The organism is Pseudomonas sp. IT-P294, assembly GCF_949767865.1.
Lineage (GTDB): Bacteria > Pseudomonadota > Gammaproteobacteria > Pseudomonadales > Pseudomonadaceae > Aquipseudomonas.
Genome location: NZ_CATKQW010000055.1, coordinates 12,462 through 27,923 on the forward strand (window position 1 = coordinate 12,462; position 15,462 = coordinate 27,923).

14 protein-coding genes and 1 pseudogene are annotated in these 15,462 nt (G+C 60.5%); 8 read left to right on the forward strand and 7 right to left on the reverse strand.

All coding sequences use genetic code 11. The features are described 5' to 3' along the window. Positions 1-423: 423 nt before the first annotated feature. The 4 genes and pseudogenes from ACM6I0_RS24475 (at position 424) to ACM6I0_RS24490 (ending at position 3,941) form a co-directional block, all read left to right on the forward strand. A complete protein-coding gene (locus ACM6I0_RS24475) occupies positions 424-882 on the forward strand; it encodes a VOC family protein (RefSeq protein ID WP_285430652.1) in 459 nt (152 codons plus the stop codon). Between the two features lie 214 nt (positions 883-1,096). Further along, positions 1,097-1,972: an alpha/beta fold hydrolase gene (locus ACM6I0_RS24480; protein ID WP_414923493.1), complete on the forward strand. Its 876-nt coding sequence runs from the start codon at positions 1,097-1,099 to the stop codon at positions 1,970-1,972. 57 nt (positions 1,973-2,029) lie between these two features. Beyond that, a pseudogene (locus ACM6I0_RS24485) lies at positions 2,030-2,971 on the forward strand (cation:dicarboxylate symporter family transporter); the annotation flags it as partial. 19 nt (positions 2,972-2,990) lie between these two features. Continuing rightward, a complete protein-coding gene (locus ACM6I0_RS24490) occupies positions 2,991-3,941 on the forward strand; it encodes a LysR substrate-binding domain-containing protein (RefSeq protein WP_414923618.1) in 951 nt (316 codons plus the stop codon). Between the two features lie 24 nt (positions 3,942-3,965). Here the strand turns inward: ACM6I0_RS24490 and leuD are convergent, their stop codons facing one another. From leuD to ACM6I0_RS24515, 5 genes are all read right to left on the reverse strand, one after another. Then, positions 3,966-4,580, reverse strand: coding sequence for a 3-isopropylmalate dehydratase small subunit (leuD, locus tag ACM6I0_RS24495; RefSeq protein ID WP_414923494.1), 615 nt, complete (start codon positions 4,578-4,580; stop codon positions 3,966-3,968). Continuing rightward, on the reverse strand, positions 4,577-5,998 hold the full coding sequence (gene leuC / locus ACM6I0_RS24500; protein WP_414923495.1) for a 3-isopropylmalate dehydratase large subunit: 1,422 nt from the start codon (positions 5,996-5,998) through the stop codon (positions 4,577-4,579). Before leuC ends, leuD begins: the two co-directional genes overlap by 4 nt. A gap of 252 nt (positions 5,999-6,250) precedes the next feature. Further along, positions 6,251-6,763, reverse strand: coding sequence for a GNAT family N-acetyltransferase (locus ACM6I0_RS24505; RefSeq protein ID WP_414923496.1), 513 nt, complete (start codon positions 6,761-6,763; stop codon positions 6,251-6,253). 212 nt (positions 6,764-6,975) lie between these two features. Continuing rightward, positions 6,976-8,301: an ATP-binding protein gene (locus ACM6I0_RS24510; RefSeq protein ID WP_414923497.1), complete on the reverse strand. Its 1,326-nt coding sequence runs from the start codon at positions 8,299-8,301 to the stop codon at positions 6,976-6,978. Continuing rightward, positions 8,298-8,978 carry a response regulator gene (locus tag ACM6I0_RS24515; RefSeq protein WP_285430645.1) on the reverse strand — a complete coding sequence of 227 codons (681 nt, stop codon included), beginning with the start codon at positions 8,976-8,978 and terminating at the stop codon, positions 8,298-8,300. The genes ACM6I0_RS24510 and ACM6I0_RS24515 overlap by 4 nt, the downstream gene beginning before the upstream one ends. A 192-nt stretch (positions 8,979-9,170) precedes the next feature. Here ACM6I0_RS24515 and ACM6I0_RS24520 point away from each other — a divergent pair, with 192 nt between their 5' ends. The 4 genes from ACM6I0_RS24520 to dsbG all read left to right on the forward strand — a co-directional run bounded on the left by ACM6I0_RS24520 (position 9,171) and on the right by dsbG (position 13,600). Next, a complete protein-coding gene (locus ACM6I0_RS24520; protein WP_414923498.1) occupies positions 9,171-10,121 on the forward strand; it encodes a tetratricopeptide repeat protein in 951 nt (316 codons plus the stop codon). 124 nt (positions 10,122-10,245) lie between these two features. Further along, positions 10,246-11,988 (forward strand): protein-disulfide reductase DsbD, encoded by a 1,743-nt coding sequence (gene dsbD, locus ACM6I0_RS24525; protein ID WP_414923499.1) that lies wholly within the window; start codon positions 10,246-10,248, stop codon positions 11,986-11,988. Further along, entirely contained in the window at positions 11,988-12,854 is an 867-nt protein-coding gene (locus ACM6I0_RS24530) for a TlpA disulfide reductase family protein (RefSeq protein WP_285430642.1), read from the forward strand. Before dsbD ends, ACM6I0_RS24530 begins: the two co-directional genes overlap by 1 nt. Beyond that, a complete protein-coding gene (gene dsbG, locus ACM6I0_RS24535) occupies positions 12,830-13,600 on the forward strand; it encodes a thiol:disulfide interchange protein DsbG (protein ID WP_285430641.1) in 771 nt (256 codons plus the stop codon). Before ACM6I0_RS24530 ends, dsbG begins: the two co-directional genes overlap by 25 nt. A gap of 48 nt (positions 13,601-13,648) precedes the next feature. Here the strand turns inward: dsbG and ACM6I0_RS24540 are convergent, their stop codons facing one another. Together ACM6I0_RS24540 and ACM6I0_RS24545 are read right to left on the reverse strand one after the other, a co-directional pair. Further along, complete coding sequence (locus ACM6I0_RS24540; RefSeq protein WP_414923500.1) at positions 13,649-14,461, reverse strand: alpha/beta fold hydrolase; 813 nt, start codon at positions 14,459-14,461, stop codon at positions 13,649-13,651. Between the two features lie 192 nt (positions 14,462-14,653). Then, positions 14,654-15,448, reverse strand: a complete 795-nt coding sequence (locus ACM6I0_RS24545; RefSeq protein WP_285430638.1) for a substrate-binding periplasmic protein — start codon at positions 15,446-15,448, stop codon at positions 14,654-14,656. Between the last annotated feature and the right edge of the window lie 14 nt (positions 15,449-15,462).

Here is a 15,462-nt window from a genome sequence, read left to right on the forward strand (position 1 = left end):
TCACTCCCACAGGGGATTTGTGAACGCCACAGATCCAGTGTGGGAGCGGGCTTGCCCGCGAAAGGGCCCGACCGGTCAATAAAGACTTAGAACCCCCGGTGCAATCTGCCCCTTGTAGCGAGTCAACATGAACTGCCGAACCTCATCCGAATTCAATGCCTTGGCCAGCTTCTGCAAGCCCGGGTCATTGATGCTTTCGAAAGAACATTGCAGCTTCTGTGCCGACCCGTTCACCCCGCGTTTTCGGGGGTTTCGTCGATTAAAAATGGATAAAGCCGAGCAATTTGCTGCTGCGCTGTTGATGGCCGGACAGTGGTGCTGCTCGTCGGGCACTCGGTGACGCAAAAAGGGCTGACCTATAGTTATCCGACCGGAAATCGGCGAAGGAACACCTTCAATTCACAACAACAAGGGAGAACCGTCATGAGCGTAAAACCCATTCCAGAGGGCTATCACAGCATCACGCCTTACCTGGGCATTCAGAAAGCGGCCGAAGCCATCGAGTTCTACAAGAAGGCCTTTGGTGCGACCGAAGTCATGCGCCTGACCATGCCGGATGGCGGCATCGGGCATGCCGAGCTGAGGATTGGCGATTGTCCGATCATGCTCGGCACGCCGTGCGATCAGGGGCCGTTGAGCAACCCGGACAAGTCGCCGTCCGTGGGGCTGCATCTGTATGTGAACGACGTGGACAAGTCCTATAAACAGGCGATTGCGGCCGGTGGCACGGTGGTGTCCGAGGTCAAGGATCAGTTTTATGGCGATCGCTCGGGGACCTTGAAAGATCCCTATGGGCATCTGTGGTTTCTGGCCACGCGCAAGGAGGATTTGACCCAGGCGCAGATTGAGCAGCGGGCCAAAGAGATGTTCAAGCAGGGCTGAGATTTCCGCTGCCTGATCAGGCCTCATCGCGGGCAAGCCCGCTCCCACATGGGCAGGCGTACACAAATCATTGTGGGAGCGGGCTTGCCCGCGATGAGGCCATCAGCAACGCCACCGAAACACACTTCATGAACAAGCCCTACACGCTTTGCGCCTTGCCCTGACCGGGCAACACTTCCAGGATGCAGGCAACTACAACAAGGAGTCATTCCCCATGTTCGCCGGATTCCTGAAAGACCAGCGCCACGTCAACGGCGTTGACATCACCTACCGCATCGGCGGCACCGGGCCGGGTTTGCTGTTGCTGCACGGTCACCCGCAAACCCATGTCATCTGGCACAAAATTGCCGAGCAACTGGTCGAGCATTTCACTGTGGTTGCCGCCGACCTGCGCGGTTACGGCGACAGCGCTAAACCGCCAGCCGACGATCACCACACACACTATTGCAAACGCGAAATGGCCAAGGACGGCGTCGAGTTGATGCAGTCCCTGGGCTTCGACCAGTTCTCGGTGCTGGCCCACGACCGTGGTGCCCGGGTTGCCCATCGGCTGGCGCTGGATCATCCCGATAACGTGCAACGCATGGTGCTGCTGGATATCGCTCCGACCTTGTCGATGTATGAGCAAACCAACGAAGCCTTTGCCCGCGCCTATTGGCACTGGTTCTTCCTGATCCGCCCGGCGCCGCTGCCGGAAACCCTGATCGAAGCTGATCCTGAAGCCTACTTGCGCAGCGTCATGGGAAGCCGCAGCGCCGGGCTCAAGCCGTTCACGCCTGAAGCCTTCGCCGAATACCTGCGCTGCCTGAAACTGCCGGGCACCGCGCGCGGGATCTGCGAGGATTATCGCGCCAGCGCCAGCATCGATCTGGACCATGACCGCGCCAGCATCGCCGCCGGCCAGTCCCTGCACCTGCCATTGCTGATTCTGTGGGGCGCCGAAGGCACCGTCGGACGTTGTTTCGAGCCGCTGAAGGAATGGCAACTCGTCGCCACCGACGTGCGCGGCAAAGCCCTGCCCGCCGGCCATTACATCGCCGAAGAAGCCCCCGAACTGCTGCTCGCCGAAGTCCTCGGCTTCCTGCGCTGATAGCCGCGACGCACTGATCTGAGTCCACGCCCACCGCGGGCCGTCACTGGCCTGCGCGGGATCGTCGGCCAGGCGCAACACGGCGAAGGCGTGACCGGGTTTCTGTTGCACGTGATTCCGACGACGTTTTTCGAGGCGTTCTCCCAGGGTGAAATCTTGCCAGTGCTGTTCGTTTCGGTGCTGTTCGGCATTGCGCTGGTGATGGTCGGCGAAAAGGGTCGGCCCTTGGTCGGCATCATCAACCAGGCCAGCGAAGTGTTTTTCCGCATCGTCGGCATCATCAGTCGCGTGGCGCCGATCGGTGCATTCGGCGCGATTGCCTTCACCATCGGCAAGTACGGCCTCGGCTCATTGTTGCCGCTGCTGAAACTGATCGGCACGTTCTACCTGACCGCGTTTATCTTCGTCGCCTGTGTGCTGGGCAGCATCGCCCGCTATGCCGGGTTCAGCATTTTTAAATTGCTGGCGTACATCAAGGCTGAGTTGTTGATCGTGCTCGGCACCAGCTCTTCGGAATCGGCGCTGCCGCAGTTGATCCAGAAACTCGAAAGCCTCGGCGCGTCGAAGGGCGTGGTCGGTATCGTGGTGCCGACCGGCTACACGTTCAACCTCGACGGTACGAATATCTATATGACCCTGGCGGTGCTGTTTCTGGCCCAGGCCACCAATATCGACCTGACGCTGGAGCAGCAATTGACCTTGCTGGCGGTGGCGATGCTCACCTCCAAAGGCGCGGGCGCGGTGGTTGGCGCGGGGTTCGTGGCGTTGGCGGCGAGCCTGGCGGTGGTACCAACGGTGCCAGTGGCGGCGATGGTCTTGATCCTCGGCGTGGACCGGTTCATGGCTGAATGCCGATCCCTGACCAATATCATCGGCAACGCGGTGGCAGCGTTGGTGGTGGCGGCGTGGGAAGGTGAACTGGACCGCAGCAAAATGGCGCCGATTGCCCTCAAGCGCGGGCGTCATGCCCGGGCCGCAGCCAAGCTTTGCGCTGAATAGCAACCTCTCCCGCGATGCTATGCTGGCGGCTCATGCCGCCAGTGCTCGTTCTGTCATGACCCTCAAGAAAGACACCGTGCCCCTACCCGAAGACTTGCGCGTTTTACTCACTGTCATCCGCAAAAGCGGTTTCGCCGCCGCTGCCGATGAACTGGGCCTGTCGCCCGCCTACGTCAGCAAGCGCATCCAGATTCTCGAAACCACCCTCGGCACGCGCCTGCTGCATCGCACCAGCCGGCGCATCGCACTGACCGAGGACGGTGAGCGGGTTCAGCGTTGGGCGCTGCGCATTCTCGATGACTTCCAGCAACTGCACGACGAACTTTCCGACGCCCACGACAGTCCTCGCGGGCGTCTGCATTTATGCAGCACTTTCGGTTTCGGCCGTAACCATGTGGCGCCGGCTCTCTCGTTGCTGGCCGAGCGTTATCCGGAACTGGAGATTCGCCTGGACCTGTTCGATCGAGTGGTGGACATCGTCAACGAAGGCTTTGATCTGGAGATCCGTGTCGGCGACGACATTCCCGGCCAGCACATCGGCCGACGGCTGGTGAGCAACCGGCGGGTGTTGTGCGCCGCCCCCGCTTACCTGGAACGCCACGGTACGCCGCAGACGCTGGCGGATCTGGAACAGCAGCATTGCCTGGTGATCAAGGAGCGTGACAACGCGTTCGGCATCTGGAACCTGGAACGCGACGGGGTTCAGGACAGCGTGCGGGTCAGCGGGCCGCTGTCGTCCAATAATGGGGAGATTGTCTTGCAGTGGGCATTGGATGGGCGCGGCGTGTTGCTGCGCTCATTGTGGGATGTGAAACCGTTGCTGGAACAAGGGCGGCTGGTCCAGGTACTGCCTGAATACACCCAGAGCGCCAACGTCTGGGCGGTGTACCCGACGCGGCTGGCGTATTCCGGGAAGTTGCGCGCGTGTGTGGAATTTTTGCAGGAGCACTTCAAGGGGTTGTCGGTGTAGTGCTCCCACATTTGGATTTGTGGTTCAGCTTAGCCAGGGGTTGGCCGCCAGGTGATTACGCTCGAAGGCTTTGATTTGCTCGCTACGCTGCAAGGTGGTGCCGATGGCGTCGAGGCCGAGGAGTAACGCGGTTTTGCGCAAAATGTCGATTTCAAACGGGATGATCTGCCCCGCATGAAGGCGAATCTCCTGAGCGTCCAGATCGACATTGATCAGCGCACTGTCCGGCTCACTGACCACTTGCCCGAGCTGCTGTAACACTGCTTCTTCCAGGGTAATCAACAACACCCCGTTACGCTGGCAGTTGTCATAGAAAATCCCGGCAAAGCTGCTGCCGATCAGCGCCCGAATCCCCATCTGTTTCAAGCCCCAGACCGCATGCTCGCGGCTCGACCCGCAGCCGAAATTCGGCCCGACCACCATGAAACTCGCGCCCTGCCAAGCGGGCTTATTCAACACGAACTCAGGATTGGACGAACCGTCCGGCAAAAACCGCAGGTCAAAAAACAACCCCCGATCCAGCCCGGCGCGGTCGATGCCCTTGAGAAACTGCTTGGGCATGATCACGTCGGTGTCGATATTGGCCGCGAGCATCGGAGCTGCCTTGCCGGTGACTTGAGTGAACGGTTGCAGGCTCATGCGCGGGCTCCAAAGTGACGGATGTCGGTCAAGCGACCGGTGATGGCGGCGGCGGCAACCATGGCCGGGCTCATCAAGTGCGTGCGGGCGCCAGCGCCCTGACGGCCTTCGAAATTGCGGTTGGTGCTGGAGGCGCAGCGGTCGCCGGGGGCAAGCACGTCGTCGTTCATCGCCAGGCACATCGAGCAACCGGACTGGCGCCATTCGAAACCGGCCTCGATAAAGATCGCCGCCAGCCCTTCGGTTTCGGCCTGATCGCGCACTTCGGTGGAGCCGGGCACGATCATCGCCCGTACATGTTCGGCGACGTGTTTGCCGCGAACCACGCTGGCGGCATCGCGCAGGTCTTCGATGCGCGCATTGGTGCAGGAGCCGATGAAGGCATGGCTGATGACGATGTCGCTGAGCGGCATGCCGGCCTCCAGCCCCATATATTTCAGGGCGCGGCGCATGTCCTGGCGCAAGATCAGGTCGCTGACGTCTTGCGGATCAGGCACGCGGGCGCCGATGGGCGAGGCCTGATCCGGGCTGGTGCCCCAGGTGACCATCGGTTCGAGGGCGCTGGCGTCCACTGTCACTTCGCGGTCGAACTGCGCATCCGGGTCGCTGTGCAAGTCCCGCCATTTCTCGACGGCGCGCTCCCACAATTCACCTTTAGGAGCGCGGGGTTTGTCCTTGAGGTAGGCGAAGACTTTTTCGTCCGGCGCCATGAAGGCACCTCGGGCCCCGGCCTCCACCGCCATGTTGCAAATGGTCATGCGCGCTTCGACGCTCAAGGCATTGATGGTCGTGCCGCAAAACTCGATGGCGTAGCCGGTGGCCCCGGATGCGCCGATCTGGCCGATCAGCGCCATGATCACATCCTTGGAGGTCAACCCCGGCGCCAGCTCGCCGTCCACCGTCACGCGCATGCTTTTCAGGCGTTTGTAGACCAGGGTCTGGGACGCCAGCAGGTGCTCGATCTCGGAGGTGCCAATGCCGAAACCGAACGCACCGAGAGCGCCATACGTGGTGGTGTGGCTGTCGCCGGCAGCGATCACCATGCCCGGCAGAATGAAACCCTGCTCAGGCGCAATGACGTGTTCGATGCCTTGGCGTTTGTTGAGGATGTCGATCAATTCGATGCCGAAATCCCGGCAGTTCTCCGCCAGGTACGACACCTGCCTCGCACCACCGGGGTCGGGCATGGCGGCAATGCGCAGCGGTGTGGTGGGGTTGACGTGATCGACCACCGCCAACGCGGTGCCGGCACGCCAGACCCCGCGTCCGGCCTCGCGCAGCCCGCTGAACGCCTGGGGGCTGGTGTATTCGTTGATGACCTGGCGATCGATATACAACAGGACGTGGCCCTGGTCATCGAGGCGACACACCGTGTGGGAATCGATGTGTTTGTCGTAAAGGGTTCTTGCTGAAGTCATGGAGAGGCTCGCTCAGGCTCGCGGGGTTCAGGCGCCTGCGCTCCATCTTAGGGAGTCGGTCCGGCCCATCAATGGCCGGACAGTGATGCCGTGAACCATGTTTCGTGTTGGATCGGCGCAACTGCGCATTCTGAAGTGAATCGATACCCCCTGTGGGAGCGGGCTTGCCCGCGATTGCGGTGGGTCAGCCAGCGTCGATGTCGAATGATAAGGCGCTATCGCGGGCAAGCCCGCTCCCACAGGTAATGCCGTTCACTTAAGAATGTTTTGGGGTTGGGTATCTAATCGGGGCACCAAAGTCTTGTGCATGGGGATGGCATGGAGGCCTGCCACGGCGAAGGTGTCGGCGCAGGGCCGGTATCCCAGATGGCGGTAAAAGGCCTCGCTGGTGCGGGTGCTGTTGAGTCGGGCCTGGCGTTCGCCCCGCTCGATCAACCAGCCTTCGAGGTCGTGCACCAGCGCCTCTCCGGCACCGCGACGAAACCATTCAGGCTGCACGTAGCAGAACGCAACCTTGCCGTTGATCGCCGCCATCGCGACACCCACCGGTTTGTCCTGCAACAGCGCGATGTTCAGGTAAAACCGTTGATCGGTCAGCCAGGGCTGTATGTGTTCGGTGGTTTTGTTGTGGGTCCAGGCGGCCACGGTTCGCGGATCGTTGCGGTGGTCGAGCGCGCAGCCGACGCGAATGGAACGCTCGACGATCCGGCTGATAATGCCGGCGTCGGCGGGGGTTGCCTGACAAATATGCAGGGGTGCATCCATGGCGCTGTACCTCAATCCATTGAGAAAAAGCTGCCGGGGACGATAGCGCCGTTCGAGCCCCGCGACTAATGGAGAGACGTTACTTTTGATGTGCAACACCCCCCCCCTGTGGGAGCGAGCTTGCTCGCGATGGCGGTATATCAGTCACATCAAGTTGGATGTGCCGCCGCTATCGCGAGCAAGCTCGCTCCCACAGGGGATTGGGGTGTTGGTTAGAGCGGTTGCAACGGCATGGTCAGCTCAACGCGCAACCCATCCGGACGGCTGTCGAAGTGCAACGTGCAGCCACAGCGCTGGACGATCGCCTGGACGATTGCCAGCCCCAGGCCGCAGCCGGTGCTCTGGCCGTTGCGCCAGAAGCGTTGAGTCAGATGTTGCAAGTCGTCTTCGGCAATGCCCGGGCCGTGATCGCGGACCAGAAAGCGTGCCCGATTGCCGGTGGTTTCCAGGGTCAGCTCCACCGGGCCATCACCCGGGGTATGGCGCAGGGCGTTGTCCAGCAGGTTGCGTAACGCCGCAATCGACAACACGGCCGGCATCTGCACCGATGCAGCGGAGAACTTCGCCGGCGCCTGGAACTTGATCCGCTGACGATCGCCGCTGGCCGCATCCTGAATCGCCAGTTTCGCCACTTGCTCGGCGCTGCACTGCACACCGTCATCGAACGACAGACTGCCTTCGACACGCGCCAGCAACAACAATTGTTCCAGAGTGCGGTGCATTCGATCGGCGCCCTCTTCGGCCCGGGCCAGAGACTGATCCCGCGCGGCGCCGTCGGTCATGCGTGCCACCTGCAGGTGAGTCTTGATTGCGGTCAGCGGGCTGCGCAATTCATGCGCCGCGTCGCCCGTCAGGCGTCGCTCGCGTTCGATGGTCTTGCCGATGCGCTGGAACAGCTGATTCTGGGTGTCCAGCAGCGGTTGCAGCTCACTGGGCAGCGGCTGGATTTGCAACGGTTCAAGGGAGTCGGCGCTGCGCCGCATCAACGCATCACGCATCCGGTTGAGTGGCGCCAGCCCTTGGCCGATGCCGAGCCAGAGCAGGCACAGGCAGCCGAGCAATGCGACGCCCACCGGCACCGACGCGGCCAGCAGGATCGACATGTTCAGGGCTTCACGCTCGATCTGCCGGTCGGCGGTGGTGATGCGCAGATCACCGCGCGACAGGGTGAAACTGCGCCATGGCGCGCCATCGATCATCTGATCGTGGAAGCCCAGTTTCTCGGCTTCCAGCGTTTGTTGCGGCTCGCTGTGACTGCGGGCGAGGATTTCGCCACGCAAGGAACTGACCTGACAGGCCATGCCGCCGGGGATGTTCAATTGTTCGGCGCTGAAATGCGTCCCCTCGCCCTTGGTCGGTAGCGGCGGCAATTGCTCCATCAGGCCGGCGACCATACGCGCCGACGCCACCAGCCGCTGGTCGAGGGAAAACATCATCTGATTGCGCAAGTCGCTGAGCATCCAGGCCGCCGCCAGGGCCCAGATCAACGCAAAGGCGGCGCCGAGCGTCAGGCTCAGGCGCAAACGCAGACTCATCACTTCGACTCTTCTCCGCCATCGGCCGGCCCCAGGCGATAGCCCAGGCCGCGCACTGTCTCGACAATGCCATTGCCGAGTTTGCGCCGCAGGTGATGGATATGCACGTTGAGGGCGTTGCTTTCCAGCTCGTCATTGAAACCGTAGACGCTGTCCTTTAGTTGTTCGGTGGACAGCACCCGGCCGCGGTTGTGCAGCAAGGCCTGCAACAGCGACTGCTCGCGACGCGAAAGGTCTACCGGCTGACCGCCCAGCATGGTTTCGCGGCTGCTCGGGTCATAGGTCAGGCGGCCGTGTTCGATCAGGTTGACGCTGCGTCCCGCCACTCGCCGCAACAGCGTGTGCAGGCGCGCTGCCAGTTCGCGCAAGTCGAATGGCTTGAGCAGGTAATCGTCGGCGCCCGCCTGCAAACCGTCGACACGGTCCGTCACCGAGTCTCGCGCAGTGAGAATCAGCACCGGAATTTCCAGGCCATGCTGTCGCAACTGCTGCAACAACTTCAGGCCGTCTTCATCAGGCAAGCCAAGGTCGAGCACCATCACGTCGAACTCGGCGACCTTGAGCATGGCCCTGGCAGCGGAGGCCGTGGCGACATGCTCCACGGTCAGACCCTGGGCGGTGAGCCCTGCGACAATGCCGCTGGCGATTAGCTCATCGTCTTCGCAAACCAGTACGTGCATGGTTCTACCTGTGCAAATGCGTTGATTAAAACGGCTACCGATTAACCCGGGATTATGTCGCGGTCAACGATGGCTGTCCCGGCAAGTCGTCACTTCATGGCATGCGGTAACTATGTACCGCACTTCACTTCTCTTCACTCAATAGCCTGTGTCGGGTGGCACCTCAACCCTCCATGAACACAGGAATCAACGATGTATACCCATCCAGATGCACTGACGATGCTGTTCGGTTTTCTCGAAAACCTGACTTTATTAATCAAATCCGTGCAAGAGCAGCAAGAAATTGCAAAAAAAAGAGGAATGGAACTGTACAACCTGGGCGAGTTCACACACGCGGAAGCTTATTTGAAGGTTCCGGCCTGTGCCGGTGATGCTACGGCGCAGTTTGCCTTGGGCGAAGTGTTCAGGCGACAGGACAAAACCGTGACCGAAGAAGCAAAAAAATGGTACCGGCTCGCCGCCGCCCAGGATCATGTTTACGCCTTGATGCGGCTGGCAGACGAGGCCTCTGTGAAGAAAGCCAAAACGCTGGCTCAGGCAGCAGCCGATGGAGGCAGTGGCGAAGCAATGCTTCAGATGTATGAACTGACCCAGGATATTGACTGGTTGAAAAAATCCGCCGAGGCGAATTTTCAAGAAGGGCAATACATCCTGGCGCTACGGTATGACAAGGATACAACCCTTATTCCAGACGGCGTCGTTCGTTATGCGGCGGTTAATGATCTGCTTAAAAAAGCTGCCGATGCCGGTTTTCCGAAAGCCATGCTCTGGTACAGCAATCGCAGGCCAGGCAGCAACGACAAAGCCGCAAAGCGCCAATGGCTGGAAAAAAGGGTGCACATCAGCGACGTCAACGCGTTACTCGATTATGGGTACGCGCTCTCCTTTGACTACACAGACGAGGAAGACGCCAATGAATATGGATATGACCGAGACCTTGTGAAAGGTTATGGGTTGATATGGCTAGTGATTGACAGTACTCGTGACTTTTCCCAACTCGATACCGCGATCAGTAATCTTGCGCAAATCGGTGACGACATGACCGCGGCACAAATCGAGTCAGCCGTGACCTTCGCACAGGATTGGAAGCGCACTCATGGTGCCCTGTCCGAATACCGACTGACCTATAACGATGCTCGCTAACTACACAAGCTGAACCGCGGAGCACGTTTGAAATAGCAAGACACACGCTGACGCCTTGCGTTAACACCCGGTTAATCGATGCCCCTCATCGTAATCGGCACCTGTAAATTCCAAGGCGTTGCCGATGCGTGTTTTTTTCCTGTTTGTTTTTGGATTGTTTGCCAGCCTCGCTCAGGCACAGACTGGCAACAATCCATTTGAAACCAAACCCGACTTTCTTCCCGTTGGCAAAGCTTTCATCTTCACGTCCGAACGCCTTGAATCGGGCGAAACACAGCTCTATTGGCAAATCACCGACGGTTATTACCTGTATCAGAAACGTCTGAAATTCGAGGGATTGGCCCCGGAGCAACATCCTGTATTACCCGAAGGCGAATCCCACAGTGACGAGTTCTTTGGTGAGCAACAGGTTTATCGCCAGGGCCTTGAACTGAAGATTCCAGCGGGAGTCACCGGTCAGGTCAAAGTAGGCTTCCAGGGGTGTGCCGACGCGGGCTTGTGTTATCCGCCGCAAACCCAAGTCGTGGATTTGGGCGGCAGCGCTGCCACGGCGACCTTAAGCCAGGCGCCGGATCAAGCCCTGGCCAGTGACCTGCAACAGCGGGCACTGGGCTGGAGCTTACTGGTGTTCTTTGGCTTGGGCCTGCTGCTGGCGTTTACCCCTTGCTCGTTGCCGATGCTGCCGATCCTGGCCGGTTTGATCGTCGGCAGTGGTGCCGCGCCCAAACGCGGGTTTGCCCTGGCGGGCAGTTACGTCGTCAGCATGGCGCTGGTGTATGCCGCGATGGGCGTGCTGGCCGCGATGCTCGGTGCAAACCTTCAGGCGTTATTGCAGAACCCTTGGCTGTTGGGCAGCTTCGCGGCAGTGTTTGTGCTGTTGGCATTGCCGATGTTCGGCTTCTTCGAGTTGCAACTGCCGGTGGCCGTGCGCGATCGACTGGAAAACGTCTCGCGTAATCAGCGTGGGGGCAGCCTGGTCGGCGCTGGCGTGCTGGGGGCCCTGTCCGGTTTGCTGGTTGGCCCGTGCATGACCGCGCCATTGGCCGGTGCCCTGCTCTATATCGCGCAAAGCGGCAACGCGTTGCATGGCGGGCTGATTCTGTTTGCCATGGGCATCGGCATCGGTGTGCCGCTGCTGTTGCTGGTGACAGTGGGCAATCGCTTCCTGCCCAAACCCGGCGCCTGGATGAACCTGCTCAAGGGCGTGTTCGGCTTCCTGTTCCTGGCAACAGCGTTGCTGATGTTGCGTCCGGTGCTGGATGAGTCGTTGTGGATCGGCCTGTGCGGTGCGTTGATGCTGATCGCCGCGTTCAGTGCCTGGAAACAGTCGCAGGGGTTTGGCCGCATTGCCCATTTGTTTGGCGCCAGCTCACTGCTGCTCGGGATCTGGGGTAGCCTGCTGCTGATCGGCGCCGCCGGCGGCAGCGCTGATCTGCTCAAACCGTTGCAGATCTACAGCGCCGCAGCTTCCGGCAACACCACCCGCCCAAGTGGCCACGAGGCGTTCACCACGATCAACAGCCCACAAGTACTGCAACAGGAACTGGATGCCGCCAAGGCCCAGGGCCAATGGGTGCTGCTGGACTACTACGCTGACTGGTGCGTGTCGTGCAAGGTCATGGAAAAAACGGTCTTCGCCAAGGCCAACGTGATGCAAGCCTTGAGTGACGTGCGCTTGCTACGGCTGGACGTGACGGCCGACAATGCCGCCAGCCGCGAACTGCTCGGCCGTTATAAAGTGCCGGGGCCACCGAGTTTCGTGTGGATCGGCGCAAACGGTGAAGAGCGCCGCAGCCAGCGCATCACCGGTGAGGTGGATGCCGACACATTCCTGCAACGCTGGACCACCACCCGAGATGCTCGTTAATGCTGACTTTTACCCTCGGCACTTTTGCCATCGCGCTTAACCATTTGCTGCTGATCAGTGCGCTGGCACTGGCGACCTTTGTCGGCTGGCGAGTGGCCAAGCGCGGCGGCGAGAATCCGGAGTCGGCACTGTTCAGCCTGTTTTTACTCGGCCTGCTGGCAGCCAGGATCTGTTTCGTGGTCGCCTATTGGGCGCAATATCGCAACGACCCGTGGCAGATCATTGACCTGCGTGACGGTGGTTTCCTCGCCTGGCCCGGGGTCTTGGTGCTGTTGCTCACCGCGTTGTATCGCGGCTGGCGACGCCCGGGCTTGCGCCGTCCGCTGGGCTTTGGCGTGGCCAGCGGCCTGGCGTTCTGGCTGCTGGCAACGTTCTCCCTGAGCATTTACGAACAAGGCACCCGCCTGCCGGAAATCGCCCTGCGCAATGCCGCCGGCGAAACCGTGCAACTGGCGGACTATAAGGGCGGCCCGTTGGTCATCAACCTGTGGGCCACTTGGTGTCCGCCCTGCCGTCGGGAAATGCCGGTGCTGGAAAACGCCCAGCAACAACGCCCGGACCTGACCTTCCTGTTCGTCAATCAGGCCGAAAGCATGCAAAGCGTCAGCACGTTCCTCGAAACCCAGGGCCTGAGCCTGGCCAACGTACTGTTCGATGGCAGCGGTCGATTGGGCCAGGCCGTGGGCTCCATGGCACTGCCGACGACGCTGTTCTATAGCCCGGACGGTCGACTGCTGGGCAGCCATTTGGGCGAACTCTCGCAGGCCAGCCTGGCCCGTGCCCTGGAAAACTTCGACTCCCCTCTTCCTGCCGCCTCGGCCACCCCTTCAAGGAAACTGCCATGCCCCGCCTCCGCCACCTGCTGACGCTGACCCTCGGTGCCGCGTTGCTGCACTTGCCGTCGGTGCAGGCTGCTGAAGAACTGCCTGACGCGATCAAGAAAATCGAAGCCAAGGGCGCCAAGATCGTCGGCCAGTTCGATGCGCCCGACGGCCTGCGTGGTTACGCGGCGCAATACCAGAACCGTGGCATGGCGCTGTACCTGACGCCGGATGGTAAACACGTGCTACTGGGAAGTTTGTACGACGCCGAGGGCAATGACCTGAGCAACGCCCCGTTGCAGAAGCTGGTCTACGCGCCGATGGCCAAGGAAGTCTGGGGAAAAATGGAAGCCAGCAACTGGATCGGTGACGGCGCCAAGGATGCACCGCGTGTCGTCTACCTGTTCAGCGATCCGAACTGCCCTTACTGCAACATGTTCTGGGAACAGGCGCGGCCGTGGGTCAAGGCCGGCAAGGTGCAACTGCGCCATATCATGGTCGGGATCATTCGCGAAGACAGCCCGGGCAAGTCCGCCGCGCTGCTGGCCGCCAAGGACCCGAGCAAGGCGCTGGAAGAGCACGAAAAGTCTGGCAAGGGCAGTTCGCTCAAAGCCCTGAAAGATGTTCCGCCAGGGATTCAGGCCAAGCTCGCGGCCAACATGCAGTTGATGGAAGACCTGGAGCTACAGGCCACCCCGGCGATTTTCTATATGGACGACAAAGGCGAGTTGCAACAACAGCAAGGTGCACCGTCGCCGGACAAATTGGCGAAGATTCTCGGGCCGAAGTGAATTAACTGGCCCATCGCGGGCAAGCCCGCGATGGGCCAGCAAGCTCGACTAATTTCTTTCAGACAGAAACTTCAACAAAGCCTCAGTCACAAACTGCGGATTCTCCAGATTGGAGATATGCCCGGCCTCCGGCACCAGCACATAAGGGCAACCGATCAACTCGGCCATTTCCTGCGTTTCGCTCGGTGGCCGCGGTTTGTCCTGATCACCGCACATCACCAGCGTGGTCTCGGCATTCAGCTTGCCCAGACGCGGCAACAGATCATCACGTCCAAACGTAATTCGCCCCATCGGCACGATGCTTTCACGCAGACGCTGCGGCGGTAGCGCCGCCAGCTTCGCGCGAAACGCCTGATACAGCGCCGACTGTGGATCGATCCCTGGACGGAAGAAGATCGGCACCACGATATCGAGCAGTTGCGGGGCAATCACGCCGGTGTCTTCGATCTGTTTGAACAGCGAGAAGTAGTATTGGCGAGTCGGTTCCGGTTCGACACCGACATAGGTGTCCATCAGCACCAGGCCGTTGATTCGCTGTGGCGCCGAGAGCGCCAGACGCACGCCCCACATGCCACCGACCGACAGGCCGACCAGCGTGACACGCTCCAGGTGCAGATGATCGAGCAGGGCCAAGGCCTGACGCGCGATGTCATCCAATGACTGTGTGCCTTCGGGAAGAGGACCGGACTCACCGTGGCCCCACAGGTCCAGGGCAATCACCCGGTAGTGTTGCGACAAGGCAGCAATCTGCGGCGCCCACATGGCTTGGTCCCACAGGTAACTGCCGGCCAGCAGAACGGCCGGGCCGGTGCCTTGATCGATGTAATGAAGGGCTTGTCCGTCAACCGTGGCGAAAGGCATTGACTGTCTCCTCTATGAAAACTGGAGCGGGAAGACTGTGCCGCCAGCGTTCCGCAGTCAACCTTGTGGTGCTTGCGCAGCCCTCATCGCGAGCAAGCTTGCTCCCACACGAGTCCTGCGAACACAGATCCATGGCGGCAGCGGGGCAGGAAATTTAAGCAACGCGCGAAATACGCGACCTGTGGCGTGTTTTCAGCTTCCTGGAACTGGCACCACGGCGATCTTGTACGGATCGAAAATCTTCAGCATTTGGCCATTGTCCCGCAGCCTTTTCAGCAATTTGCCGAACGCTTCGCCACTGATGGGGGCGGCCGGGCTGAGGATGGCGTAGTGGTGATACACCTGATCGATGCGCTGGGACACCAGCAACTGGTCGGCGACTTTCTCGTTGCGCAGCAGGTAATCGCTCAGGTAGGAGCGCGTCACCAGGGCAATGTCCGCCCGCCCACGCAGCACCATCAGCAGGTTGCTGTCGTGGGAATAGGTCAGCGTGGCGTTGTAGTTTTGCGCGAGAAATTTCGGTTCGGCATTGAAGTTGGCGAACTCGTAGTGATAGCCGCTGAACAGCGCCAGACGTTTGCCGGTGAGATCGGCAAAATAGTTTTGCTGTCGATCAGGCTGACGTTGCGCGACAAAAATTTCGGCGTCTTCAAGCCCCATGTCGACACTGGTGTGGGGAATATCCTTCCAGCCCCAGTCGGGGTTCTCGAAAATCGCCATGTCGACCCGGCCTTGCTTGAAATCACCGAATCGCCGGGGAATGGACGTCGGTACCAGGACGAACTGATAGTCGCTCTGCAACCGGTTCAAGGCTTCCGCCAATTGCGGGAGCAGGCCCGTGTCGGCACCGGATTCAGGGCGCACGGTATAGGGTGGAAAATGGGCGGCACCGATCCGCACCAATTGCGCAGCCTGGGACGGCAATACGCATAACGCTGCAAGCGATGCCAGCAAAAGCCGCGAGGCCATCCTGATTGGCGAAGACATCAAAACAACCCACT

Coding starts and splice junctions, on each gene's coding strand:
- dsbD (WP_414923499.1), top strand. CDS start 10,246: ATGCGTGTTTTTTTCCTGTTTGTTTTTGGATTGTTTGCCAGCCTCGCT.
- ACM6I0_RS24475 (WP_285430652.1), top strand. CDS start 424: ATGAGCGTAAAACCCATTCCAGAGGGCTATCACAGCATCACGCCTTAC.
- ACM6I0_RS24540 (WP_414923500.1), bottom strand. CDS start 14,461: ATGCCTTTCGCCACGGTTGACGGACAAGCCCTTCATTACATCGATCAA.
- leuD (WP_414923494.1), bottom strand. CDS start 4,580: ATGAGCCTGCAACCGTTCACTCAAGTCACCGGCAAGGCAGCTCCGATG.
- ACM6I0_RS24530 (WP_285430642.1), top strand. CDS start 11,988: ATGCTGACTTTTACCCTCGGCACTTTTGCCATCGCGCTTAACCATTTG.
- leuC (WP_414923495.1), bottom strand. CDS start 5,998: ATGACTTCAGCAAGAACCCTTTACGACAAACACATCGATTCCCACACG.
- ACM6I0_RS24545 (WP_285430638.1), bottom strand. CDS start 15,448: ATGTCTTCGCCAATCAGGATGGCCTCGCGGCTTTTGCTGGCATCGCTT.
- dsbG (WP_285430641.1), top strand. CDS start 12,830: ATGCCCCGCCTCCGCCACCTGCTGACGCTGACCCTCGGTGCCGCGTTG.
- ACM6I0_RS24520 (WP_414923498.1), top strand. CDS start 9,171: ATGTATACCCATCCAGATGCACTGACGATGCTGTTCGGTTTTCTCGAA.
- ACM6I0_RS24480 (WP_414923493.1), top strand. CDS start 1,097: ATGTTCGCCGGATTCCTGAAAGACCAGCGCCACGTCAACGGCGTTGAC.
- ACM6I0_RS24515 (WP_285430645.1), bottom strand. CDS start 8,978: ATGCACGTACTGGTTTGCGAAGACGATGAGCTAATCGCCAGCGGCATT.
- ACM6I0_RS24490 (WP_414923618.1), top strand. CDS start 2,991: ATGCTGGCGGCTCATGCCGCCAGTGCTCGTTCTGTCATGACCCTCAAG.
- ACM6I0_RS24505 (WP_414923496.1), bottom strand. CDS start 6,763: ATGGATGCACCCCTGCATATTTGTCAGGCAACCCCCGCCGACGCCGGC.